The 25709-nt window shown below is 59.4% G+C and carries 14 protein-coding genes and 2 pseudogenes; 7 read left to right on the top strand and 9 right to left on the bottom strand.

What is annotated here, in order from left to right:
* Positions 1-42 precede the first annotated feature (42 nt).
* Together ACA070_RS19170 and ACA070_RS19165 are read left to right on the top strand one after the other, a co-directional pair.
* A complete protein-coding gene (locus ACA070_RS19170) occupies positions 43-1326 on the top strand; it encodes an MFS transporter (protein WP_497447906.1) in 1284 nt (427 codons plus the stop codon).
* Between the two features lie 152 nt (positions 1327-1478).
* Positions 1479-1814 carry a hypothetical protein gene (locus tag ACA070_RS19165; protein ID WP_497447905.1) on the top strand — a complete coding sequence of 112 codons (336 nt, stop codon included), beginning with the start codon at positions 1479-1481 and terminating at the stop codon, positions 1812-1814.
* A 224-nt stretch (positions 1815-2038) separates the two neighbouring features.
* On the opposite strand, the gene ACA070_RS19160 is transcribed toward ACA070_RS19165, so the two are convergent.
* From ACA070_RS19160 to ACA070_RS19150, 3 genes are all read right to left on the bottom strand, one after another.
* A complete protein-coding gene (locus tag ACA070_RS19160; protein WP_497447904.1) occupies positions 2039-3724 on the bottom strand; it encodes a sensor domain-containing diguanylate cyclase in 1686 nt (561 codons plus the stop codon).
* Positions 3725-3902: 178 nt separating this feature from the next.
* A complete protein-coding gene (locus tag ACA070_RS19155) occupies positions 3903-4211 on the bottom strand; it encodes a DUF7693 family protein (RefSeq protein ID WP_497447903.1) in 309 nt (102 codons plus the stop codon).
* Between the two features lie 67 nt (positions 4212-4278).
* Positions 4279-4854, bottom strand: a complete 576-nt coding sequence (locus ACA070_RS19150) for an acyl-CoA thioesterase (RefSeq protein WP_497447902.1) — start codon at positions 4852-4854, stop codon at positions 4279-4281.
* A gap of 106 nt (positions 4855-4960) precedes the next feature.
* On the opposite strand from ACA070_RS19150, the gene ACA070_RS19145 reads away from it, so the two are divergent.
* Positions 4961-5926: a GlxA family transcriptional regulator gene (locus tag ACA070_RS19145; RefSeq protein ID WP_497447901.1), complete on the top strand. Its 966-nt coding sequence runs from the start codon at positions 4961-4963 to the stop codon at positions 5924-5926.
* Positions 5927-5964: 38 nt separating this feature from the next.
* Positions 5965-6354 carry a c-type cytochrome gene (locus ACA070_RS19140; RefSeq protein ID WP_497447900.1) on the top strand — a complete coding sequence of 130 codons (390 nt, stop codon included), beginning with the start codon at positions 5965-5967 and terminating at the stop codon, positions 6352-6354.
* A 248-nt stretch (positions 6355-6602) separates the two neighbouring features.
* Here ACA070_RS19140 and ACA070_RS19135 read toward each other — a convergent pair.
* Positions 6603-6806 (bottom strand): annotated as a pseudogene (locus ACA070_RS19135) (phage infection protein); the annotation flags it as partial.
* 767 nt (positions 6807-7573) lie between these two features.
* Here ACA070_RS19135 and ACA070_RS19130 point away from each other — a divergent pair.
* The 3 genes and pseudogenes from ACA070_RS19130 to ACA070_RS19120 form a co-directional block, all read left to right on the top strand.
* Positions 7574-16636 (top strand): annotated as a pseudogene (locus ACA070_RS19130) (non-ribosomal peptide synthetase); the annotation flags it as partial.
* A gap of 157 nt (positions 16637-16793) precedes the next feature.
* Entirely contained in the window at positions 16794-18002 is a 1209-nt protein-coding gene (locus ACA070_RS19125) for an MFS transporter (RefSeq protein ID WP_497447899.1), read from the top strand.
* A 47-nt stretch (positions 18003-18049) separates the two neighbouring features.
* Entirely contained in the window at positions 18050-18529 is a 480-nt protein-coding gene (locus ACA070_RS19120; protein ID WP_497447898.1) for a VOC family protein, read from the top strand.
* Positions 18530-18555: 26 nt separating this feature from the next.
* Here the strand turns inward: ACA070_RS19120 and ACA070_RS19115 are convergent, their stop codons facing one another.
* From ACA070_RS19115 to ACA070_RS19095, 5 genes are read right to left on the bottom strand one after another with little or no spacing between them, the layout of a single operon-like run.
* Positions 18556-19449 (bottom strand): alpha-amylase family protein, encoded by an 894-nt coding sequence (locus ACA070_RS19115; protein ID WP_497447897.1) that lies wholly within the window; start codon positions 19447-19449, stop codon positions 18556-18558.
* The gene (locus tag ACA070_RS19110) at positions 19416-20390 is read right to left on the bottom strand and encodes an alginate O-acetyltransferase AlgX-related protein (RefSeq protein ID WP_497447896.1); all 975 of its coding nucleotides are present in this window, start codon (positions 20388-20390) and stop codon (positions 19416-19418) included. Before ACA070_RS19110 ends, ACA070_RS19115 begins: the two co-directional genes overlap by 34 nt.
* Positions 20387-21040, bottom strand: coding sequence for an alginate O-acetyltransferase AlgF (locus tag ACA070_RS19105; protein ID WP_497447895.1), 654 nt, complete (start codon positions 21038-21040; stop codon positions 20387-20389). Before ACA070_RS19105 ends, ACA070_RS19110 begins: the two co-directional genes overlap by 4 nt.
* Before the next feature lie 8 nt (positions 21041-21048).
* Positions 21049-23592, bottom strand: a complete 2544-nt coding sequence (locus ACA070_RS19100) for a bacteriophage N4 adsorption protein A (RefSeq protein ID WP_497447894.1) — start codon at positions 23590-23592, stop codon at positions 21049-21051.
* The gene (locus ACA070_RS19095; protein ID WP_497447893.1) at positions 23589-25703 is read right to left on the bottom strand and encodes a glycosyl transferase family protein; all 2115 of its coding nucleotides are present in this window, start codon (positions 25701-25703) and stop codon (positions 23589-23591) included. Before ACA070_RS19095 ends, ACA070_RS19100 begins: the two co-directional genes overlap by 4 nt.
* Between the last annotated feature and the right edge of the window lie 6 nt (positions 25704-25709).

Here is a 25709-nt window from a genome sequence, read left to right as displayed (position 1 = left end):
ATGACCGCCTGCCCACTAGAACTATAAAAAAAGGTGGAAAAAATGATTCCGACTACGCTCGCGCAAAAACGCAGAGCAACGCTGACGTTCGTGTTGCTTTGCATCATGGCTTTCATCATGTACGTGGACCGCACCAACCTGGCCGTCGCCGCACCGACGATCAGCAAGGAGCTGGGTTTCAGCAACACCAACCTGGGCATGATGTTTTCCGCTTTCGCCATCGCCTACAGCTGCTTCATGATTCCCGGCGGCTGGTTCAGCGACCGTATCGGCTCGCGCAAGGCAATGTTGCTGTACGGCATTATCTGGTCAGCCGCGACCATCGCCACGGGGCTGGTCAGTGGTCTGGTGGTCCTGGTGATCGCACGTTTCGTGGTCGGTATCGGCGAAGCGCCGATCTACCCGACAGCCGCGCGCATGATCGCCCGCGCCATTCCCGTCACCCAACGCGGCACGGCTCAGGGCATGATGCATGCGTCAGGACGCCTGGCCAACGCACTGGCGCCGTTGATCGTGACGTTCATGATCATCCAGTTCTCGTGGCGGGTGACGTTCGTCATTCTCGGCGTGGTGACCCTGATCTACATGTTCATCATGTATTTCAGCCTGAGCGAATCGAAGAAACTGGTGGAAGCCACCGCCGCTGTGCCGCTGCCACCCGTGGCGGCCAAACCGGTCAACTGGCCGCAGATGCTGCGTAAAGTCTGGCCTGCCGCTGCCACCTGTTTCTGTCACGGTTGGGTGTTGTGGTTCTTCCTGAACTGGATTCCGTCGTTCTTCACCCAGCGCTACGGCATGGATCTGACCCACACCGCCTTGTTTTCGACCTTTGTGCTGCTCGGCGGGACCGTCGGAACCGCGGTCGGCGGCATGCTCTCGGACTGGCGTTTCAAGGTCACCGGCAACCGTCTGCGCTCACGTCGCGACTTGATCATCTTCGGCTTCCTGGCCTCGATCATTGGCTTGATTCCGCTGATGTTCACCCACGACCTCATCATCTGCGCCTGTGGCCTGAGCTTTTCTTTCTTCTGCTCGGAACTGGCCGACTCGCCGCTTTGGGTCATCGGCACCGAGGTGTCCCACGAACACTCCGCAACCTCCAGCGCCTGCACCTTCACGGGCATGGCCCTGGCGGGCGCCGTGTCGCCGGTGGTGATCGGTTGGTTGCTGGACATCACGGGGAACAACTGGGCGGTGGCGTTCGGTGCTTCAATTGCCGTGGTGCTGATGGGGCCGGTGCTGGCGATGTTTATCAAGCTGGATGATGAGCCTGCTCCAGAGCCCGTTTCATCTGAGCATTCACAGGCAGCGTTTACCCAGAGCTGAGGCTCAACGTTTTTATCCTCCCGAACCGAGCGCCGCCGCCAACCAAGGGGCGGCAATCGTCTGCTTTCGCTGATACCAATTGGCCACCCCATCCGTTAAAGTGTGCGCCGCCCGAGAGATGGATCCCGGGCAACATCTCATGGAGTTTTTCAGTGAAGTACCTCAGTAAAGTTGTTGCCGTTGCCTTGTTCGGTCTGGTTCTGGCGGGTTGCACCGGCACACCGATGAACACCCAGCATTATGAAAGCAGCCAATACACGGTGATCGGCCACAGCGAAGCGACGGCCACTGGCCTGTTGCTGTTCGGTGTGATCCCGATCCAGCAAAACAACCGTTTTGTTCGCGCTCAGAACGCGGCGATCAAAGCCAAGGGCGGTGACGCGATGATCAACACCCAGGTGCAGGAAAACTGGTTCTGGGCTTGGGTCCTGACGGGCTACACCACCAAGATCTCCGGTGATGTGGTCAAGCTGAAGAACGTTCAGTAAGCGCAGAACCCGGTTTGTTGGCGCAAGCGCAATTGTGGCGAGGGGATTTATCCCCGTTGGAGTGCGAAGCGCTCCCAAAATCTTCGACAGTGCCGAGATCTTGGGGCTGCTTCGCAACCCAACGGGGATAAATCCCCTCGCCACAGGTTTTTGCTCAGCTGAAGATTTTCTTAAGTAAACAACATTGCAGCTCAACCGGTTTTTTCATCAGTGGAAGCTGGAGGTCAGTGGCGTTCCGTCACGCGAGCCTGTTGCGCCACCCGATTCCTTCCCGACCATTTCGCCTGATAGAGCTGCTGATCGGCGCGTTTGATCAGCGCGGTGGTATTGCTGTCCGATGACTCGGCGAGCCCAATGCCAATACTGACCGTCACATGCCCGACCGTGGCAAAAGTGGCCGTGGCAATCGCGGCGCGGATCTTCTCGGCAACGACCTCGGGACTCTCGGGTTCCTCGACTTCCGGCAACAGCACCGCAAACTCCTCACCCCCGTAACGGGCCACGAAGTCGGTGGCGCGGGTGTTGTCCTGAATCAGCCGGGCGAGTTGGTGCAGCACTTCATCGCCGATCGCATGGCCGTGGGTGTCATTGATTTGCTTGAAGTGGTCGGCGTCAATGAACAGCAGCGCGAAGGGCCGTCCGGTGCGTTGAAACAGCAGATTGCACTCGTCCAGTTTCTCGTCGAATCGCCGCCGGTTGTAGACGCCGGTCAGTGCGTCGTGGGTGGCCAGTTTCAACAGATCGGCATTGGCCTGGGTGAGGGCGGCGGTGCGTTGTGCGACGGTGGCTTCCAGCGATGCGTTGGCCTCCTGCAACTCGCGCTCCTTGCCGAGCAAGGACTGCGTCATGCCCTGGAGGGATTGGCCCAATTGGGCAATCTCTCGCACCGAGTGATCCCGGGGGAAGGTCACGCCGGGTTGTTGGTTCTGTACCTGTTTAGCTGACTTTGCCAGTTGCTCGATCGGGCGACTGAGGTACAGCGCCAGGTAGTAGGCCACTAGACCGAACACGATGGCGGCGATGACGCCCAATACCAGCAACTTGTAAAACAGGATACGTGCGGGCTGAAGCGCGATGTCCAGGGGTTGCCGGACCGCGATGTACCACGCAACGTCGGTACTCGATGGTGTCGGCACCGCGACAACACTGGTCAGATAACCGTCGCCCACAGCCCAACCAGCGGTGTCGGAATGGTTTTCCCGGGCTAACGGCATGTTCGGCACGCGTTGCCCCATGAGCGATTCCGGGTAGAGCACTTTGCCGTCGTGGTCGACAATCAGCGCTTCCACTTCAGGTGTCATGTCTTTTCGCTGAACCGCCGCGTCAACAATCCGCGTCACCCAGCTCCAGTGGGCATGCGCGCCCAGCACACCGATGACCTGGCCCTCGGCATTGCGGATCGGCGCGGCAAAATCGATGAAGCGCAACGGCTCGCCACCAGCGTTCCCCGGCAGCAGTTTGGCCAGCAACACCGCCTCGTGGGGATCGCCGGTGTAGGCACCGAGCAACCCGGCTTGAAACCACGGGCGCTCCTTTACCGATTGATTCACCAGAAGGCCATTCACGGCTTGGCGCACACGACCGTTGGCGTCCGCGACGCCCATCCAGGCGTATTCGGCGCGGGACTGCGAACGCAGCTCCATCGACGACAAGATATCCGGATCGTCCAGGGCGCCACGCTTGAAAAGCGGGGCCCGACTGAGCAGCGACACTTCGAGCTGACGTTCATGCAACTGAGCGCCCAACAACTCGGCAGCAGACCTTGCCGTGCTCAACAACGCATTGCCGCTCGCTTGCTTCATCTGCTCGGTGGCGATGTGGCCCACATAGAAACCCACGCTCACGAGCGTGAGCAGCGACAAACCGGCAAACCAGAGAGTCAGGTGGCTTCGCAGACTGGCTTTGATCATGGGCGATATCTGAAGTTTTGAAGTCGCAACATGGTATGCGCAATGGTCGGGTGGGTGCCAGTGGCGGCGCTTTCATGGCCCGAGTGGATCGGGGGGGCGCCCAGGTCGATGTCGCGAAACATTTGCCAGCGCGATGACGTGAAGCAGATGCAGCGTTACAAACCGGACTGGAAGGCGGTCAAACCGCGGTTTTGAGTTCCGCCAGCAAACGCTCAATCTGCGCCAACTCCCAGGTGCTGAGCAAACTCACCGGGTCAGTGCCGTAACGTTGCCAGTGCTCGAGCTCACCCACGCGACCATCCGGGCTCTGGCAACGTTGGCAATGCAACAGGCGAGTGCCGTCGAAGCCGAGGCTCAGGCGCCAGCCTTCGATATCGACGTACACGTGGCCGGGCTCGGGTTGTTCGGCGAGGTGTATCAGAGGCCGGACTTCCAGCGCTGCATCGCGCAGTTGCTGGTAAACCTCGCGGTTGGTCAGGGGCGGCACAGCGTTCTCCGGTGAAATGGCGCGGGTGCACAGGATAGAGCCTGCGCTTGCCGCTGTCAGCGGGGCCTCAAACTTCCTCGACTGCCTGCGGATGCCGGGCAGGCTGACCTTCCTCCTCTCGAAGCTCACGGCTCATGTCGTTGCAGCTTTGCGACCAGTCTGTCAGCCACTGTGGCATCGGTGGCGATTGTTCCGCCAGGCCCAGCTCCCGGGCAAACTCGCCGGGTGCAACCGTGCCTTTGCCGGCGCGGAACAGGCCGCGCATCACGACGACGCCAACCACGCGTCCTTTGCTCACGAAGCGGTGTTCCATAAAGCTCCACTTATCGTCCCAACCGAGCATCCGGGTGTGAATCTCGAACGCTTCGAACAGCTTCAGCTCACGACGGAATTTGCCCCAGGTATCGCCAACGATCGGCACCGCTTTATTTCGCAGCGCCACCCGAAATGCACCGCTTCGCAGTACGTAGTCCATGCGTCCCAGGTCGGCCAGGGTGAAATAGCGGCCATTGGTCACGTGGCGGTTGAGGTCGAGATCGAGCGGCCAGACGCGCAGGCGGATCACGGTGGTGGCCAAGGCATCGACCGGCTTGCGCCACGGGCGACGAAACAGCATGAGGAACAGTCGAAACCAGAGATTCATAAGTACGCCGATGATTGAGTGACGTGGTGCACTTTAGGGAGGAGGGATCAGGTAAGGTAGGTGCGCAAATGACTTTTTTCATGCGAAAAGCGCAATGGGATCATTTATGCACGTCACTCTTTTACTGGCGGACCAATGTTCCGCCGCCAGCGCCACCATGGCCCTCGAAGTGCTCAGCGCCGCCAACCTGTTCGCAGACACGGCCGGCGCGCCTTTTGAAGTCGTCATCGCTTCCCTTGATGGCAATGATGTCGCCGCGTGGGGAGGGCAGACGCTGCGCGCGGACCTGTCCACCGTCGAGGTCCCGCGAACCGATCTGGTGCTGATCCCGGGATTTCTCTTCACCCTGAGGGATGCCTTGCCGGCATTTTCGGCCTATGGGCCATGGCTGCGGCAACAGCACGCGCAGGGTGCGGTGGTGGCTTCAATGTGTACGGCGGCGTTCATGCTGGCCGAAGCGGGGCTACTGGATGGCGTTCGAGCAACCACGCACTGGGCCTTTGCGGACCTGTTTCGTCGTCGGTACGCCGAGGTCTGCCTGGAGGAGACGCAGATTCTCTGCGAGGACAATCGCGTGATCACCAGCGGTGGCGCGAGTGCCGCCATGGACCTTTTGCTGCACCTCGTACGCCGGTTTGCTTCATTGGATCTGGCGCAGAAATGTGGCAAATACTTGCTCGTCGACACGGTGCGCAGCGAGCAATCGGTGTATGTCATGTGGTCTATGCCGAAGGGGCACGGGGATGGCGACATCCTGCGGTCGCAAAACTGGCTGGAGGCTCATTTCGATCAGCCACTGCTGATTGATGATGTCGCCCAGCGCTTCGGATTTGGCGTGCGCAACTTCAAAAGGCGCTTCAAGGAGGCCACCGGATACACGCCGATTACCTACCTGCAAACCCTGCGCCTGGAGAAGGCCAAGCAGTTGCTTGAATCCACGCGAATGACACTGGACAGCATCACGTACGCCGTGGGCTACGAAGATGGCAATTCATTCCGTAGACTTTTCCGCCAGCGGGTGGGTTTGCTCCCGGCGGCTTACAGGAAGAAATTTCAACCGAGTGCGAGTTGATTCACGCGCGATAAGCCACAGATGATTTGGAGCAGCACATGAAGAAAGCCGCAGCACTCACCCTGGCCTTGGTGCTCAATGCCGGGTTGTTCGGCGCGCAGGCACACGCGGCCGGCGATGCTGAAGCGGGCGCGACATTGTTCAAACGGATATGCGGCGGCTGCCATCAAGTCGGGGAGTCGGCGCGGGGTTCGTTCGGGCCGCAACTCAATGGCATTTTTGGACGCGCTTCGGGCAGCACCACGGATTATCAATATTCCGACGCCATGAAGTCAGCCGGCATCGTCTGGACCCACGAAACCCTGACCGCATACCTTGAAGATCCAAAGGAAGTGGTCCCTGGCACCCGCATGATTTTCTGGGGGCTCAGCGATCCGGAAAAGATCGAAAATCTGTTGGCGTACCTTCAGACCTTTCAGCCGCAATAGGGCTTCCCGACGTTCGTCAAGGATAATAAAGCGATGCAACGAACCACCTCGCGATTGCTTTTAAGGCCACCCCAAACCGCGGCATGCAACGTGTCGACGTGCAGGACGACGTGCCGGGGCCGGCGCCGAGTTTTTGTTTACAAGGTCAGTCGGTCCTTGATTCGGGACTGATTTATTTTCGCGCATGAAAAAGCCCGGCTGGTCAGGCCGGGCTTTTCATTGAGTACTGCGGTGAAGCTGTTCATTTATGCAGCGTGGCTTTCGATCAGACGGTCGGAGCCACCTTCGGCAACGCGGTTTTCGATCAGACGGTCTGAGCCACCCTCAGCCACACGATTTTCAATCAGACGATCCGAGCCGCCTTCAGCGACAACCGGGTGAGCAGAGGTAGCGGCAAAAGCGTTAACTGCAAAAACCGAGAAAGCGATGCTGAGAAGGATTTGGCGTTTCATGATGGGTGTGCTCCGGGGTGTAGTTGTTTTGGTATGGAGCCGATGTTACGCCGCGGAGTTTTTATGAGAACTTCATTGAGTTGATGGGTGACTATCGACGTAGGCAATGGATGACAGAAGGGTCAAAGCGACCACGCATACGATGGCAATTGATTCGTGGGAAAGCGCTTACAAAAAACACACGAAACGGTTATTTCACACTCATGGATCGAACTGGATAATCGTTAGGATGTGTCAGTTTTCGACCGGTATTGACTTCGATGTGTCAGGGGTAGACTCTTGGCGTAGATGGGCCTCTTAGCTGAAATCGGATCGAAATCGTTTTGCTGAATATACTCAAAGATCATTGTTTATCTCTAACGTAGAAAGTAAACGTCCTGGCTTGTCTGGCCATGGATGTTGTTTTTCATGGGCGGAAATAGACCAGGATTTTTAACTGCGAGCTGTCTGGAATGCCCGGAAGACGTGGGTTTGGTAATGTGTGGCGGCACTGGCGAGATGATGTCGACTGAGACGCCTGTTTTATATAAAAGAAAGTGATTAGTTCTAATGATCGATACTTCGCCGTTGGATTCGTTTGAGACCTGCGGCAGGTAGAAGTCAATAGATAATATTCCATGGACTTGCACTTACATGATGTAGGTGCAATCAATCGATAGAAGTGACCTTGTTCACTTCTGGAGGCAAGGATGCACGACCAAGTTACGTCTGAATATTCTGTTTATCTGTGTATTCATCAGCTATTCGAGGCGCAGGTTGCGCGCAATCCTGAGGCAACGGCACTGGTCTTTGAGGGCGAAGTGCTCAGCTATGGCGAACTCAACGCCAGGGCTAATCGGTTGGCGCATCGGCTGATTGCTTCGGGCGTCAGGCCTGACCAGCGGGTAGCAATCTGTGTCGAGCGATCCCCGGCGATGGTGGTTGGCCTGATGGCGATCCTGAAGGCGGGTGGCGCCTATGTGCCGCTCGATCCGGAGAACTCGGGGGAGCGACTGGCGTTCATTCTTGGCGATACAACTCCGGTTTTAGTGCTGGCTGATGCGGCCGGGTGCCAGGCACTCGGGGACGCTTTGCAGGCTCATACCGTAATCGATCCCCGTGCGGTCCAGACCGAAGCGGACACCAACCCTGAAGTCACCGGCCTTACCCCCAGCAACCTCGCTTATATCATCTACACCTCAGGTTCAACCGGACAACCCAAAGGGGTCATGGTCGAACATGCTCAGGTGGTGCGTTTGTTCGACACGACACATCCATTCTTTGGTTTTAAGTCCAGTGACGTTTGGTGCCTGTTCCACTCTTTTGCTTTCGACTTCTCGGTCTGGGAACTGTGGGGAGCGCTTCGATATGGCGGCACCTTGGTGTTGGTCCCGCATGCCATTACCCGTTCTCCCCAAGCGTTCTACCAGCTGATTTGTGAGCAGGGCGTCACCGTCTTGAACCAGACTCCGAGCGCCTTTACAGCGTTGATGGAGCACGTGAAACCGTCATCGGATCCTCTTCGCTACGTCATCTTTGGCGGCGAAGCGCTGCAACCGTCGACCTTGCGCGACTGGTATGGCGTGCATGAAGAATCAGAATCGTCCCCGCAACTGGTCAACATGTACGGGATCACCGAAACCACGGTTCACGTCACTTGGTACCCGCTGACTTCATCCGATGCGCAACAAGCCGAAAGTGTGATCGGTCAATGTCTGCCAGATCTGAAACTCTATCTTCTGGACGCGCATGGCCAGCCTGTTCCGATGGGGGAAGTGGGTGAAATGTACGTCGGCGGCGCCGGTGTGGCGCGCGGCTACCTGAACCGTCCCGAACTGACGGCAGAGCGTTTCCTGCACGACCCCTTTGCGGGGAAGGCTGACGCGCGGATGTACAGGTCGGGAGACCTGGCCCGTTATCTTCCAAACGGCAATCTGGTGTTTCTGGGTCGCAATGATGATCAGGTGAAGATCCGCGGTTTCCGGATCGAGTTGGGTGAAATTGCGGCCAAACTGGCCGAGCATCCCTCCATCCGCGAGGCGGTGGTCGTGGCGCAAGGCGAGGAGACCGACAAGCGCCTGGTTGCTTATGTTTTGACGCAGTCCGAGGTTCATGACGCATCGGTAGATTCTGAAGCTGGCTTGGCGCTGGCGGGAACGCTGCGTGACTATCTGAGTGGTCGTTTACCCGACTACATGGTGCCGTCTGCCTTTGTGCGGATGGAAAGCTTCCCCCTGACGGCCAATGGCAAGCTTGATCGCAAGGCGTTGCCGGTTCCGCAGGAAGGTGCGTTTGCCCGTGAGGCCTACGAAGCGCCGCTGGGCGAGGCAGAGGTCCTCCTTGCCGGGATCTGGTCGGAGCTGCTTGGCGTTGAGCAGGTCGGTCGCCATGACAATTTCTTCGCACTTGGCGGCCATTCGCTCATGGCCGTGCGGCTGGTCAGTCGCATAGCAGCCTTTGGGGCTGAATTGCCGCTCGCCACCTTGTTCGCCTCTCCAACGCTCAAGGCTGTGGCTTTGGCGATTGAAGCCCAGCGCGACGGCGGCGCTGTGGCGCGTGCACCGATCCGGACCCTCACTCGCGATGAGTCCTTGCCGTTGTCTTTCGCTCAGCAGCGACTGTGGTTTCTGGCGCAACTCGACAGCGGGTTCAGCGACGCCTATCACATCCCCTTGGCGCTGAGATTGCGCGGCCAGTTGAACGTGACGGTCTTGCAGCAGGCCCTTGATGCACTGTGGTCGCGCCATGAGGCATTGCGTTCGGTCTTTGTCACCCAAGAGGGCGAGGTCGAAGTGCGTCTGCTGGCCAGCGACCAGGGTTTGACATTGCGCGAGATTGATCTCCCTGGACCGGGCGCAGAAGCCGAGCTTGCAAGGCTTTGCACCGAAGAGGCTCGGGCGCCCTTTGATCTCGCTACTGGTCCGCTGATTCGGGCTTGCCTGATCCGGGTGCCTGTCGCCGCATCCGCAGATGAGCATGTATTGCTGATCACACAACACCACATCGTCTCGGATGGCTGGTCGCTCGGCATACTTTTGCCTGAGCTGAGTGCGCTGCACACGGCTTTCAGCAACCATCAGGCCAGTCCATTGCCACCGCTGGCGATCCAGTATCCGGACTATGCCGCCTGGCAGCGGCAATGGCTGTCGGGGGAGCGCTTGAATGAGCAGGCCGCTTACTGGAAGCAGGCGCTGGCCGACGCGCCAACGCTGCTCGACCTGCCAACAGACCGGCGTCGGCCTGAGCAACAATCTCTTGTGGGCGCCTCCGTGCCGATCGAACTCAGTGCAGAGCTGACAACGGCCCTCAAGCGTTTCAGCCAGCAGCAGGGTGTGACGTTGTTCATGACCGTGCTGTCGGCCTGGGCGGCATTACTGTCACGCCTGTCGGGGCAGGAAGATATTGTGATCGGCGCGCCAAGTGCCAACCGGGGGCATTGCGACATAGAGCCGCTGATTGGCTTCTTCGTCAACACACTGGCGCTGCGGATCGATCTTGGCGACAACCCGAGCGTTGCCGAACTCATTGCGCGAGTACGCGAGCGGGCACTCAAGGCCCAGGATCACCAGGATCTACCGTTCGAGCAGGTGGTGGAGATAACGCAGCCGCCTAGACGATTGAGCCATACGCCCCTGTTTCAGGTGGTATTTGCCTGGCAAAACTACGATGCAGGCCAATGGGCCTTGCCCGGCCTTGAAGCCAGCCCGGTGGGTTCTTCCTATGAGGTCGCCCGGTTCGATCTGGAGCTGAACCTGGCCGAGGCGGGCGATCGAATCGTGGGGGCGCTTGGCTATGCGACGGCGTTGTTTGACGCAGCCACGATCGAGCGTCACGTGGGTTATCTGAAGACTGTGCTTGCCGAGATGACCCGGGATGCCTGCCAGACTGTCGCCAAAATAGACCTGCTTGATGCGTCTGAGCGCACCTTGTTGCTCAAGACATGGAACTCGATGGATGAATCCTGCCCGGCTCATCTGTGTATGCATCAGCTATTCGAGGACCAGGTTGCACGCAGTCCTGAGTCAACTGCACTGGTCTTTGAGGGCGAAGCGCTCAGCTATGGCGAACTCAACGTCAGGGCCAATCGGCTGGCGCATCGGCTGATTGCTTTGGGCGTCAAGCCTGACCAGCGCGTGGCGATCTGTGTCGAGCGTTCTGCGGTAATGGTTATTGGCTTGATGGCAATCCTGAAGGCAGGCGGCGCCTATGTACCGCTTGATCCGGAGTACTCGGGGGAACGACTGGCGTTCATTCTTGGCGATACGGCTCCGGCCCTGGTGCTGGCTGATGCGGCCGGGCGCCAGGCGCTCGGGAATGCGTTGCAGGCTCGTACTGTAATCGATCCCAATGAGGTCCACGTTGAAGCGTTGAGCGGGGCGGACGCCAACCCAGAAATTCCAGGCCTTACCCCCAATAATCTCGCTTATATCATCTACACCTCGGGCTCAACCGGACAACCTAAAGGGGTCATGATCGAGCATGCTCAGGTGGTGCGTCTGTTCGACACGACACACGCCGACTTTGGTTTTGCGGCCAGTGACGTCTGGTGCCTGTTCCACTCTTTTGCCTTCGACTTCTCGGTCTGGGAGCTGTGGGGCGCCCTTCGTTATGGCGGCACGCTAGTGTTGGTCCCGCATGCCATTACCCGTTCTCCGCAAGCGTTCTATCAGTTGATTTGTGAGCAGGGCGTCACCGTCCTGAACCAGACCCCGAGCGCCTTCACAGCCTTGATCGAATATGCACAACCGTCATCGGACCGGTTGCGCTATGTCATTTTTGGCGGCGAAGCGCTGCAACCGTCAACCCTGCGCGACTGGTATGGCGTGCGTGGCGAATCCGCCCCGCAACTGGTGAACATGTACGGGATCACTGAAACCACGGTCCACGTCTCCTGGTACCCCCTGACTTCATCCGATGCGCGACAAGACGACAGCGTGATCGGTCGGCGTCTGCCAGATTTGAATCTCTATCTTCTCGACGCGTTTGGTCAGCCTGTTCCGACGGGGGCCGTGGGTGAGATGTACGTCGGCGGCGCCGGTGTTGCGCGTGGCTACCTGAACCGGCCCGAGCTGACGGCCGAGCGATTCCTGCGCGATCCCTTCGCCAGCAAACCTGAAGCGCGGATGTATAAAACAGGGGACCTGGCCCGTTACCTGCCGAACGGTAATCTGGCGTTTCTGGGCCGCAATGACGATCAGGTGAAGATCCGCGGCTTCCGGATTGAACTGGGTGAAATTGCAACCCGATTGGCCGAACATCCTCTCATCCGCGAGGCGGTGGTGGTGGCGCAAGGCGAGGATGCCAGCAAGCGCCTGGTGGCTTACGTGGTGGCGCAGTCCGAGGTTCAGGACACGTCGATAGCCTCTGAGGCTGGTTTGGCGCTGGCGGGATCGCTGCGTGATTACCTGAGCAGTCGTTTACCCGACTACATGGTGCCGTCTGCCTTTGTGCAGATGGAAAGCTTGCCGCTGACGGCTAATGGCAAGCTTGATCGGCGTGCTCTGCCGGAGCCTGAGGGCGATGCCTTTGCCCATGCGTCCTACGAGGCGCCGTTGGGCGAGATCGAGGTCACCCTTGCCGGGATCTGGTCAGAGTTGCTTGGCGTTGAACAGGTCGGTCGTCATGACAACTTCTTCGCCCTCGGCGGCCATTCACTGTTGGCGGTGCGGTTGATCGAGCGGTTGCGCCGCCAAGGCTTGAGCCTTGCTGTGCGTGATCTGTTTCAGACGCCGGTGTTGTCGGTGCTGGCCAGCACACTTGGGCAACACCGCGAGGTGGTGGTGCCGCCGAATCTTATCAATCCCGAGACCGGCAGAATCACGCCCGACCTGCTGCCGTTGATCGATCTCAGTCAATCGGACATCGACCTGATCGTTTCACAAGTACCTGGAGGGGCAGCCAACATCCAGGATATCTATGCGCTCTCACCCATGCAGGACGGCATCCTGTTCCACCACATGCTGGCAAAGGAAGGTGACCCCTATTTGCTGGTGGCCCAGATGGCCTTCGCTGATCGTGAAACACTGGAGCGCTATCTCGGCGCCGTTCAACGGGTTGTCGACCGCCACGACATTTTGCGTACCGCTTTTGTTTGGGAAGGGTTGTCTCGCGCCGCGCAAGTTGTCTGGCAACAGGCTCCGCTCTCCGTCACTGATGTTGTTCTCGATCCGGCAGACGGCCCCGTTACCGAACAGCTTTCCCGGCGCTTCGATTCATGTCGGCACCGAATTGACCTGACCTTGGCGCCGGTGCTGCGCTTTATCGTTGTCCAAGACCCTGTCGCAGGCCGCTTCATTCTGATGCAACTGCAGCATCACTTGATTGACGATGCTTCTTCCTTGCAGTTTTTTTATAACGAAGTACAGGCTTTCCTCGCCGATCGCGGTGAGAAATTGCCATCGCCTCAACCTTTCCGCAACCTGATCGGTCAGGTGCGTTTGGGTAAGAGCGTGGCGGAACATGAGCGTTTCTTCAGATCGATGCTGGCTGACATAGAAGAGCCGACGCTGCCCTTCGGGTTGGCCGAAGTGCATCTGGACGGCGCGCAAGTTGGGCAGACCCACCGCATGGTTTCGGCCGAACTCAATGAACGGCTGCGGGCGCAGGCGAGGCGATTGAATGTGAGCCTCGCCAGTCTGTGTCACGTTGCCTTTGCCCAGGTTCTTGCACGCACCAGCGGCCAGGAAAAGGTCGTGTTCGGTACGGTGCTGTTTGGGCGCATGCAAGCGGGCCACGGGTCGGATCGAGCGATGGGCATGTTCATCAACACGCTGCCGATCCGCTTTGACTCAGGCGGCATTGATACCGCTGAGAGCGTCCAGCAGGCTCACGCCCGACTGGCCGGGTTGCTCGCCCATGAGCATGCCTCGCTGGCGCTGGCACAACGATGCAGTGGGGTCGCCACAGGTACGCCGCTGTTCAGCGCATTGCTCAACTATCGGCACAATGATCTGGCGGGGTCGGACAACATCGTCCAGACCATGGGGCAAATGCCGGGCGTCGAGTTCTTGAGTGAACAAGAGCGGACCAATTATCCGTTCACATTATCCGTGGAAGATTTCAGCCACTCACTGGGGTTGACGACCCAAGTGGTTACACCGTTCGATTCCGATCGCGTGTGTGGCTACATGGAGCAGGCGCTGGACAGTCTGGCGCAGACCCTGGAGCGCTCGCCGCAGCGCCCGGTTCGACAGCTGAACATTTTGCCTGCGGCTGAACGTACCTTGCTGCTCAAGACGTGGAACGCAACGGAGGCATCCTGCCCGGATCATCTGTGCATTCATCATTTGTTTGAGGCGCAGGTGGCGCGCACTCCGGAGGCAACGGCGCTGATCGTTGAGGGCGAGGCGCTCAGTTACGGTGAGCTCAATGCCAGGGCGAATCGACTGGCACATCGGCTGGTCGAGCAGGGCGTCGGGCCCGACCAGCGGGTGGCGATCTGTGTCGAGCGCTCGGCGGCGATGGTTGTGGGTTTGATGGCGATCCTGAAGGCGGGCGGCGCCTATGTGCCGCTTGATCCGGCCTATCCGGGAGATCGACTGGCTTACATTCTTGCCGATACGGCGCCGGTCCTGATATTGGCCGATGCGGCCGGCCGGCAGGTACTGGGTGAGGTGTTGCAGTTCCACACCGTGCTCGATCCCAATGAAATCTTGACGAAGGCTGATGCCAATTTCCAGTTTCCCGGCCTTACGCCGCGTAACCTCGCTTATCTGATCTATACCTCGGGTTCAACCGGTCAGCCCAAGGGCGTCATGATCGAGCACCGTGGATTGATCGCATCGACACTGGCACGAACCACGGTTTATAAGCCGAGTTCCGACACTGTATTTTTGCTGCTGTCATCGATGGCGTTTGACAGTTCCGTAGCCGGCATCTTCGGAACGTTAACCACCGGTGGTGCATTGTGTTTGCCAGGTGGCAAAGCCGTCGTAGATCCACTGGTCATCAGCCGCCTGTTGATTGAGAACAAAGTCACGTCAGTGCTGCTGGTGCCGTCTCTCGCAAGATTGGTTCTGCCGCAAGTCGCCCAGTTTGGATATGGACAACTGCGTCAGGTGATCGTGGCGGGTGAAACCTGTCCTGCGAAGCTGGTACAGGAAGTGACTTCAGCCCTTACTGACGTTGAATTGTTCAATGAGTATGGCCCGACTGAAGCGACAGTCTGGGCGGCGGTCCATCGCTGTTCCTCCGATGACGTTGATCCGGTGCCGATAGGCCGTCCGATTTCAAACGCACGGATTTACCTCCTGGACGCGCATGGCGAGCCTGTTCCGCTGGGTGCGGTGGGTGAGATGTACATCGGGGGGATGGGTGTTGCGCGTGGCTATCTGAACCTCGCCGAACTGACGGCTGAGCGTTTCTTGCTCGATCCATTTGCCGGCAAGCCTGACGCGCGTATGTACAAGACGGGGGACCTGGCCCGTTATCTGCCGGACGGAAACCTGGTGTTCCTGGGGCGCAATGACGATCAGGTCAAGATCCGTGGCTTGCGGATCGAGCCGGGTGAAATTGCGGCCAGATTGACCGGGCATCCCTCCATCCGCGAGGCGGTTGTGGAGGTGCAAGGCACTGACCCGGACAAGCGACTGGTCGCTTATGTCGTGGCTCATCCAGAGGTCTCGGGAAATGCCGACTCAGAGGTGGGTCTACCGCTTTCAGGACGACTGCGTGATTATTTGAGTGAACGTCTACCCGACTACATGGTGCCGTCTGCCTTTGTGCTGATTGAACGCTTGCCGCTGACCCCCAATGGCAAGCTTGATCGGCGGGCGTTGCCTGTTCCCGAAGGCGAGGCCTTTGCCCATGCCGCGTATGAGGTACCACAAGGTGAGGCCGAGACGATCCTGGCAGCGCTTTGGTCAGGGTTGCTCGGGGTTGAGCAGGTCGGTCGCCATGACAACTTCTTCGCCCTCGGCGGCCATTCGCTCATGGCCGTCCAGTTGATGCAGAAAATAAGGAGTTATGGTCTGGAGTGTTCGCTGAGCGACATTTTTGAACACCCGCGATTGGCCAACCTTGCCGCTCGGATCGCACAGTCTCCTGTGTTGAACTCGCAGATCGGGGCGATCACGGTGCGCGCTGGCGGGACTGAGCCCCCGGTCTTTTTTGTGCCCTCGGGACTGGCCGATTATTCGTATGCGATTTCTCTGGCCCAACAAATCCGTGTCAGCTGCCCGATCCTTGTCTTGCCGTGGTCGGCCATTGGGGAACCTTTGCCTCACTCGATGGAGGAGATGGCCGAAAGAATGCTGCCGGTCATACGGGCGATCCAGCCTGAAGGGCCTTATCGCATTGCCGGGTATTCCTCTGGCGGGATTCTCGCTTATGCCATCGCCCATGCGCTTATGTGCAAGGAGGCCAGTGTTGAGTTTTTAGGCTTCATTGACGTACCAGCGCCGCATAAGTTGCTTTATAAGAATCTCGATATAAAGCACTACTTTATTGAGCATGTTAAGGCGGTCGCTTTCGAAGCGGAGCGTCATAAATTCGATGTGTTAAATGAGGGTGACGAGTTTGGTGCGCTGATTCAAAAAGCACAGGATTTAGGAGGCTATGATTTAAATGCAGACCTCTCGCAGGAAACAGTCAAATGGCAAGCCATTTATCATTTCTCACACATTTCCGGCGCCTATAAACCCTCTCCATTGCCGATCAATCTCTATCATTTCTACGCGGCTGAACGTGCGCGAAGCAGTCTGCCGCAGGTTGATATGGTAGGCGGGTGGAGAGAGCTCTTGCCTGATTTGGCGATCAGTTCTGTTTCTATTCCAGGCACGCATGTATCGATGATGGAGGATGTCAGTCATCGCAAGCACCTGGCTGAAGCATTGAGTCGAGCGCTTTCGTAAGAGGAAATGATTGAGCGTTTCGCTCATCTGCACGCAAGTGGGAATAGCCCACTTGCATGCTGGCTCAAATAACCATTCAGGCGCCGATATGCCCCATTGGTTTGCGTTGCACGCTAGCGGGCTACTTATCAGCGTCGAAGTATAAACAGGAGGAATCATGGCAAATCCCTACCGCGAACTGCTCACCACCCCGGGCGTCATGGGGTTAGTGATCGCGAGTTCCATTGCCCGTCTGCCCCAGGCAATGATCGGCATCGGCATCATTACCATGTTGGTGCAGCAGACGGGTCTCTATTGGCTGGCGGGCTCGGTCGCCGGTACTTTTACCTTGGCGAATGCGCTGATTGGCCCGCAAGTATCAAAACTGGTTGATCAACGGGGCCAGAGTCAGGTTCTGCCCCTTGTGACGGCCTTCAGCATTGGTATGTTGCTGGCGCTGATCATTGCTGTCTATCTGAGGGCTCCGGCCCCACTGCTTTTTATTCTTGCGGCATTGGCGGGCACGATGCCGAGCATGCCCGCGATGATAAGAGCACGCTGGACGCAGCTTTTCCGTGGCAAGCCGCAATTGCACACGGCCTTCTCTTTGGACACGGTTCTAACTGAATTCGCCTTTATCATCGGCCCACCACTTGCCATCGGTTTGAGCGTCAGCTTTTTCGCCGAAGCCGGGCCTCTTGTAGCCGTGTTGTTGCTGGTTGTCGGCGTGACAGCTTTTCTTATGCAGCGGCAGACAGAACCGAAAGTGGTTGTGGGCATTAAAAGAAGCGCGAGTTCGACCCTGCTTATCCCCGGCGTTCGTACTATCGTGCTGGCGCTCTTGGCTATGGGTGTGATTGGCGGATCAATCGATGTGGCGGTTGTGGCTTTCGCCACCGCTCAAGGCTGGCCAGCGTCCGCCAGTTTCATCCTGGCAGCCTATGCGCTCGGCTCCATGATCGCGGGCCTGACGTTCGGCGCGCTAAGGATTTCCTTGCCAATTGAAAAGCAGTTCTTTATCGGGGTTCTGATAACGGCAGTCACAGCCGTATTGCCCATCCTCTCACCGGACGTCTACATCCTTTCCGGGATGTTGTTTGTGGCCGGTATGTCATTCGCGCCAACGATGGTCATCGTCATGAACCTCGGTACGACCATTGTTCCACCATCCCGGATCACCGAAGGACTAACGTGGATGTCGACAGGCATCAGCATCGGCGTAGCGCTCGGCGGCGTACTGGCAGGCCTTGTTATTGACGTCTATGGCGCGCAGGCAGGGTTCGGTGTCGCCATTGTCGCGGGGCTGGTCATGGTGGTGATCGTGCTTTTGGGGCTGCGTACACTTCGTGCCACGTCTGCGGTGTGTGCCGAGCCGAGCTTTCAGTAATCAGCAAGCTAGAATGATTCATTCATTCCCCAATTTGGAGAACCAGAATGGTCAGCAAAAACACGATTTGTCTCTGGTACGACGGCGCCGCGCTGGACGCCGCGACGTTCTACGCCAAGACGTTTCCTGATAGCGCGGTGGGAACCATTCTTCGCGCGCCTGGCGACTATCCGGCGGGCAAACAGGGCGATGTGTTGACGGTCGAGTTCACGGTGATGGGCATTCCTTGCCTCGGCCTGAACGGGGGCTCGGGGGTCAAGCACAACCAGGCTTTCTCGTTCCAGGTGGCGACCGACGACCAAGCCGAAACGGACCGCTTGTGGAGCGCGATTATCGGAAACGGCGGCGTGGAAAACGTCTGCGGGTGGTGCCAGGACAAATGGGGACTGTCGTGGCAGATCACGCCACGCGTGCTGACGGACGCCATCAACAATCCTGATCAGGCGGCGGCCAAGCGCGCGTTCGACGCCATGATGACGATGGGGAAAATCGACGTCGCGGCGATCGAAGCGGCTGTTAAGGGTTAACTTGACCTGACGCTGAGTGATCGACGTTACCGCGCCAGTTGCTCCACCAGCTCAGGCGTCACGTAGTGCGGTCCGTCGAACAGGTACAGCGGATAACCGTCATACGCCGCCAATTGCGGTTTCAGCTCGGCGGCGGTCGCGGAGCGGAATCCGCCACCAAAGTTGGGGCGGAAGGCCTCAACGATGATTCGCACCCGGTCCTTGCCCAGACGCTGGCGCAAGGCGTCAGCGTAGGTTCTGGCGACCGGTGCGGTGCGGGCGTAGACCCCGACACCGTCCTGGAAGAACACGCCAATGTCATTTGGCAGCCACTGTTTGAGCCATTCCGCCGTGGCGGCGGGGCCGATATTGGCGCCGTCATACACGCTGATCCATAGCGGTCGCGGTAACTTGGCCAGCAGGGCGGGCAGTTCTTTGGCGCGGGTCCAGCTGGGGTCGACTTCGGCGGGGAAATACCAGCCGGTGACGTGCAAGGGGGTCGGCAATTTGGCGATGCGTTCCGAGACAGCGGCCAGCTGCTCGATGTTGTCCCGTGAGCGGTTCTCACTGAAGTAACCGGCCAGTCCGAGGATGACGTCTTGCGCCCAAGGGGCCTTGGCGATGCGTGCCCAATCGGGCAGGACCGGTACGCTGGGCAGGCCGGTACCGGGAATGAATGCCTGATCGTCGACGACGGTCCATTGCACCAGCAACTCACGAGCCCCGAGTTTTTCCCAATGGCCATTGATGCCGACGGTCTTGTTGTCCGGCTGCCAGACGATGCCGACGATTTCCGGGGCCGAGGCCATTTTGTTGGTCACGTAGAGCGTGCCGGTTCCGGTGCCGAGGATGACGGCAAACAACAGACCCGCAAGGGTCGTGCGACTGGCGGTGTAGCCAAGAATGTTCACGGAAGTGCCTTGTTGGTGCGCTGATGCCATTGGCTCAGCGAGGTGACGCCTTTGGCGCTCCAGTTGGCCGCCGCATCGGGGCCGAGGTGGAATTGGCCTTCATTGAATTGCCAGACGATCACTTGGGGTTTGTGTTGGGCAAAATCCGCCGACTCCAGGTATTGCAGCAGCGTAGCCCACGGGCCGACGTCGCCGGGATTCCAGGTCAGTGCGACGGGACGGTCCAGGGCATTGGAAAGCTTCTGGGTAAAACCCAGGTAAGGCTGGACAAAACTGTTGCCGATCACCTGAACCGGTGCCGGTGCGTCATCGATCAGCAAGTCGTTCTCTGCCTGATGGCGAACGGTGTAGATGTCGCGACCAATCGCCTTGCGCTTGATCGCCGGCAGGAAATTGCTCGCCAGGTCACCGAACGCGCGTCGGTCGAACCACTGACCCAGTGCCGCGCCACCGCCGGGTTCGCCTTGCAGACGGTAACGCTCGGTGATCAGTTGCGCCGTGGCGTCGGCGGTGTTTTCCGCGCTCCAGGCAGTCCAGTGGTAGTCGGCGCGGTAAAACGCGGTCTGTTTGCCTCGCTCGGTCTGTTGCAGGACAGGCTTTATGTTCAGCGTGGTCAGGCCAGCTTGAGTCAGTTCGCTCTGCAAGTGGTCGTAACGCTGCATCACGGCCGGGCTCAAGGGCTGATCGGCGGGCAAGCGCGAGGCATAGAACGGCGCCTTCATTGGCACCACCAACACGACCAATCCGATGTGTTCCCGCGCAAGGTGCTGCTGGAGTTCTTTGACCAACGCAATGTTGCGGGTCGCCCCTGGGTTATCGACCTTGCTCAAGCTTTCCCAGGCCGGGAACAGCCAGCCACCTTCGCCAGTGATGACCGCCGAGGCCGCTTGAACGTGGGTGCCCGACAGGCTCAACAACAAACCGGCGATCATGGCGGGAACCGGCAAACGAGATTTCAATTGAAGGGTCATGGCGCGGTCTGGTCGACAAGGCCAATCAGGCGTGGAGCTTGCCGGGAGCCCACCAGGAACAGGCTATAACGATCGCCGGCCTTGAAGGGCGCCAGCTTGAACGGCAGGCTGGTGTTCTGCTCGCAACTGGCAACCAGCGTCGCCTGCACCGGGTTGATCGTGCGCTGGGCCTGGCCGTTGAACGGCACCTGATTGAAGACTGGGGCGCTGTTAGCCAGTTTGACTCCGGCCTTTTCGCAACCGTTGGCCAGGTTGTAGACGTTGAGTTCGGCACGCAGGTCTTTGCCGCGCAGCGGTGGGTCGATGACCATGCGTGGCGCCCGTGCCGGGTCGCTGTCGAGAATCAGCGTGACCCACGCACTTTTCGGCGCGCTCAGGCCCTTGATCTCGCGACCATTGACGGTCACTTTTAGCGGCTGGCGCGAGTCCACGACCTGGAAAGGACTGGCCACCGTGGCCTGGGTGGAAAGGGCGAAGCTTGCGCCTTGGCCCACCTGGACCTGCATGGCGGTGTCGGAGGGGTTGACCACCCGCACCCAGGCCGAACCCTCGGGCAGTTTTGGCGCGTACAGCTGGGCAATTTCAGGGGCGGCGTTTGCCCACATCGGCATCAGGCCAAGTCCCAGCCACAAACAGAATCGAATGTTCATGCAAGTCCTCAATAGGAATAAGTCAGGCGACCGAAGACACCTTGAGCGCGATCATCACCCAGCACCTTGACGCGGTACTGCAGGGAGAAGTCGACATAGGAGCGGGGCGCGTTGTAAGCGTCTTCGCGGAACCAGTACCGGACGTTGTTGCCGACACCCACGCCTCCGGCCTTGCCGGATGATGAGTCCGATTTGCCCTCCGAGTCGGTCCCGCTGTTCATCTTCGAGTCATAGTCGAATGCGGCCACCACATGGGGGAAAGTCACCCAGCGCGAGCCTGCGCCGCCGATGGCATAGCTGCGGCCGACCTGCCACTCGCTGTTGAAATAGTCGCGCGAGTCGTTGACGTAATGTCCGGCTTCCGCGAACAACTGCGAGGTCCACCAGCTGGACGCGTCGACGCGCAAATCGGTCCCGACGCTTGCGCCATAGCCCAAACGCAGCAGCCAGTCACCATCGACGTCCGACGATCCCAACGGGAATGTGCGCTCAACGGCGGCCATCACGTTCAGCGATGTGAAGGGTTTGACCCGTACACCTACGGCCCCTTGCAGCGCATCGAAACCGGTATCCGAATCGCTGTTCTTGCTCCACAGCGTGTCGGTGACGCGTCCGTAGAGTTCGACAAATCGTGCGTTGCGATAACCCAAAGGGCGCCACGACAGTTCGGTGCTGTTTTGCAGGCTGTCATTGCTGCTATTGCCGCCGCTCGGGGCCGAACTCAAGCCGCTGCTGGTGCTGTTGCCGCGATAACTGGTGGTGTTGGTCAACCCCCACGTTCGCGACACATCGGCCACCGCGCGACGGGTGTCGAACAGCTGCTGTGCAGGCATGTCCAGCTCACCGGAATGTTGCGCATCTATGACGCGCTTGAAGTAGCTGACGGCTTGCTCGTCGTCATTGACCCGCATGGCGTTGTAGGCCGCATCCTGAGTGGCTGTCGGCGTGAGTCGAGTGTCGGCATCGGCCTTGCGGAACGAGGCGTGGGCACTGTCATCGTCGCCGGCCTGGACCGACAAGTAAGCGATTTGCAGGTCGCTCATCGATTCCAGTTCACCCGTGTCCCGCGCTTGTTGTAGCCGCTCGCGTGCGGTGCGGCGCTGGCCGATGGCGCTATACAAACTGGCTTCTTCATAAGCGGGCAGGCTGCCCAGCGCCAAGGCCTGGGTAAAGTCTTTGCGAGCCCCGGCATCGTCACCCGCTTGCTGGCGCAGACGGCCACGTTGGGCCAGCAACCGCGCATCATCACCAGTGATCTTGAGACCCTCGCTGGCCACCGCGATGGCTTCGGGTACACGTTTCTGGTCACTCAGGGCGCTGACCAGCAAACGTCGGTATGCCGGATTCTGCGGCGCACGGGCAATCGCTTCGTTCGCCAGGACCACCGCCGAGGCGGGGTCCTTGCCGGCCAGGGCGGCATAGGCCTGACCGGCCTTGTCGGTTCCGCCGTCGCGCTGGTTGCCCGGCCAGATATCACAGACCAGGCCGAAGGCCGTCTCCTGGCAGTTCAACGCCGGAGCCGGAAACTGGGCAACAGCGTTCAAGCCATTGTTTTTCTGTCGCAGCGCCATTCTGGCGGCCGTACGCCGGCGGGCCACTTCGCCGCCTTCGTCATCGGCCAAAGGTTGCAGCTGATCGAGCGCCCGCTGAGGCTCGCCATGGGCCAGCGCAGCGTCGGCGGCGAAGAAACGAATGTCGCGGGTTTCCGTTTCCAGCAGACCATCGATGGCCAAAGCGTGATTCAGGTCAGCCTGAGCCGCCGCTGTTTTGCCCTGTCGATCAAGGGCGTAGCTGCGCAGAATCCACGGTGCGATTTCCCCGTCGTCCTGGGTCAGTGCGCCGGACGCGGCCAGCTCGGCCCCACGGTAATCCTTGGCCGCGAGCAGGGCGCTGATCAACAGTTGCTGATTGGCGCCGATCTCCGGCGCCCAGGCGACGGCTTTCCTGGCCTGATCCACAGCAAGAGGCAGGTTGCCTTGCTCCAGGGCGCGATAACCCTCGACCGCCAGCGGTGCTGCCAATTGACGACGAATCGCTTCGCGGCGCATCAGCAACGTATCGTCGTCGGGGAACACGGCCAATGCCTGGGTGGTGGCCTGATCTGCTTCCTGCAAGTGCTGTTGGCGCTGTAACGACTCAATCAGCAGCAGTCGATAATCCATGCGCTTGGGCGCCTGAGCGATGGCTTTACGTGACGCCTGTGCCGCCGCGCCGAAGTCATCGCGATCATAGGCCTTGAACGCCTGGGCTGCGGCGCCGAAACCCGGCGCCTGACGTGACGGCGGGTAGCGCTTGGGATAATCACGCAGGTCCTTGTCGCGCTGAGCCAGCACGATCAGCGTGTTCAATCGGGTGATATCAGCCCGTTGACGCAACGCTTCGCGAGCCTTGGCGATGGCCAGGTCGTAGTCTTTGCGCTCGTAGGCACTGTACGCCTCGTTGGCGGTGACATAGGCCGGGCCGGTCAACGGCAGTGGCAGCGTTTCGGCATAAGCCAGCGCAGGTATCAGGCTCAGTCCCGTGGCCATAAGGGTCAGCAACGGGCGATTCATGCTGGAAGCTCCGCAGGGTAGTGGCTGTGCTGACGTGCCACGGCCTTTTCGATGGTGGCGCGGGGCAGCACGCCGCTGTCGACCAAATAGTCGCCAATGCGCCCGTGACGCTGCGGGCGGTACTGCAACATGGTGCGGTTGAACACGTCGCGATCCAGCAGGCCCATTTCAATCAACAGATCACCCAGCAGTGGTGCGCGGGCGTCCGGCACCGCTTGGCCATCGCGCACGTTCAGTAGACGCAACTGCGCGACGATTTCGCTTTCCCGGGCAATCAACTGCACCGGCTCGCTGCCCAGTACTTCGCTGACTTGTTGCAGACCTTCGGCCGGCAACGGACTGGCCACGGCCAGTTGTGCTCGGCCGTCGGCATTCAAGCCAACCGGCACCACGCGCCAGCGCAGAGCGAATTCGTCGTCCAGGGTAAGGGTCGACGCCTGCGCCTTGTGAGCCACATCGAACACTCGCGGCAGGTCGTTTTGAAACGCGATGGCTTCGGCCAGCGTCTCGTCGTCCAGCCAGCCGTTGCTGAGCAAAATCCGCCCTAATGGCATGTGCCGGGTTTTCTGTTCGGCGAGGGCACTTTGCAGGTCGGTTTCGTTGATCGCCTGCCAGGACAACAACACGCTGCCCAGCTTGCGCGGCGCGGCGGCGACCAGGTCGGTGGAGGGGAAGTCGTGCATGGTCTTGTCCCACACCAGTTTGCGGTTCATCACTTTGCCGACCAGGAACATGCGCCACGCTCGTGATGCGGCCATGAAGTTGACGAAGTTGCCCACGACCATGCGCGGAATGGACAGCAAGCCGTGCTGCCAGCCGTACAGCACGGTGGTGAAATAGCAGCGGTGCGCGATGCGCCAGACCAGCGCAATACCGTTGGCCAGCAACAGGTATTTGATGAAGCCGTTGGTTTCGAACGGCGTCGGGAAACTCACGTCCCATAGGCCGCTCTGGCGCAGGATGATCAGGCCCAGCAGCTGCACCAGAATCACGTAGGCGATGATGCTGACAAACGCCGTGACCACACCTTTGCGGTCACGAAACAGCAAATATCGGTTGGCCAGCGAACCGTTCCAGCCCATTTGTTCCCAGCCTTGCAGGCCAATGCCCAGTGTCCAGCGGGCCTTCTGGCGAAACGCGGTGCGGAAGGTGTCGGGAAAGAACTCGCGCACGCACAAAGGCATCCGCAGGGTCGATTCGTAAGGCTTGCGAAACCATGATTTACGCAGCACGCGAAACTGCACCGGGAAACGCACGAAGATCGCGTTCATGCCGACCTTGGCCAGACGCGCGCCGACGTCGTAGTCCTCGGTGAGGCTGTCAGTATTGAACGGCTGGTTCTGGGTTTCCCCGGCCAGCACGCGCAGGGCACGGTGGGAGAAACAGGTGCCGACCCCGGCGGACGGCACCGTGTCGGTCATGCTTTCACGCACCACCAGATCCTTGCCATGCCATTCGGCGAATTCGTCCATGTAGGTGCCGGCCACCCATTCGTACCAGTTGCGCTCCAGCGACACCACGGGCAACTGGATCATGTCCTTGCGCGGCAGCAAGTAGTTGAACAGGCGCAATTCCATCGGGTGCAACACGTCTTCGCTGTCGTGCAGCACGACGCCGGCGAAGGTCATGCCGTGGGTTTTCTCGTGCAGGAAGATCGCCTGGATCACCCAATTCAGACAGTCGGCCTTGCAGGTCGGCCCGGCATGCGGGACTTCCACGCGATGCAGCTGCTTGTAGCGCCGACGCATGCGTTCGACTTCATCGATGGTGCGCTGGTCATTGATGTAGGTGCCGACGAAAACCACGTAGTTCTGGTAATCCAGGGTCGACACCATGTTCTCGATCATCGGCGCGATGACGTCGTATTCCAGCCAGGCCGGGACCATGATCGCCAGCGGCTGTTCATCCCGAGCCATCAGCTGCTCGGTGGTCAGCGGCCGGTATTTTCGGTCCGCGGTGAACTTGCGGAACAGGCGGCGAGACCAGTACCACAGGTCAATGAACAGATCGTCCAGGCTGGAAATCAGGATCAGTATCGCGACCACGATGGTCGAGATCTCCAGGAAGCTGTAGTGGTGGGCCAGCCAATAGGGCCAATAAAGCGACGTCATCGAAAG

Source organism: Pseudomonas sp. LBUM1678 (assembly GCF_059695575.1).
Note: the sequence above shows the minus strand (reverse complement) of the source record. Positions and strands in the feature narration are given on the sequence as shown.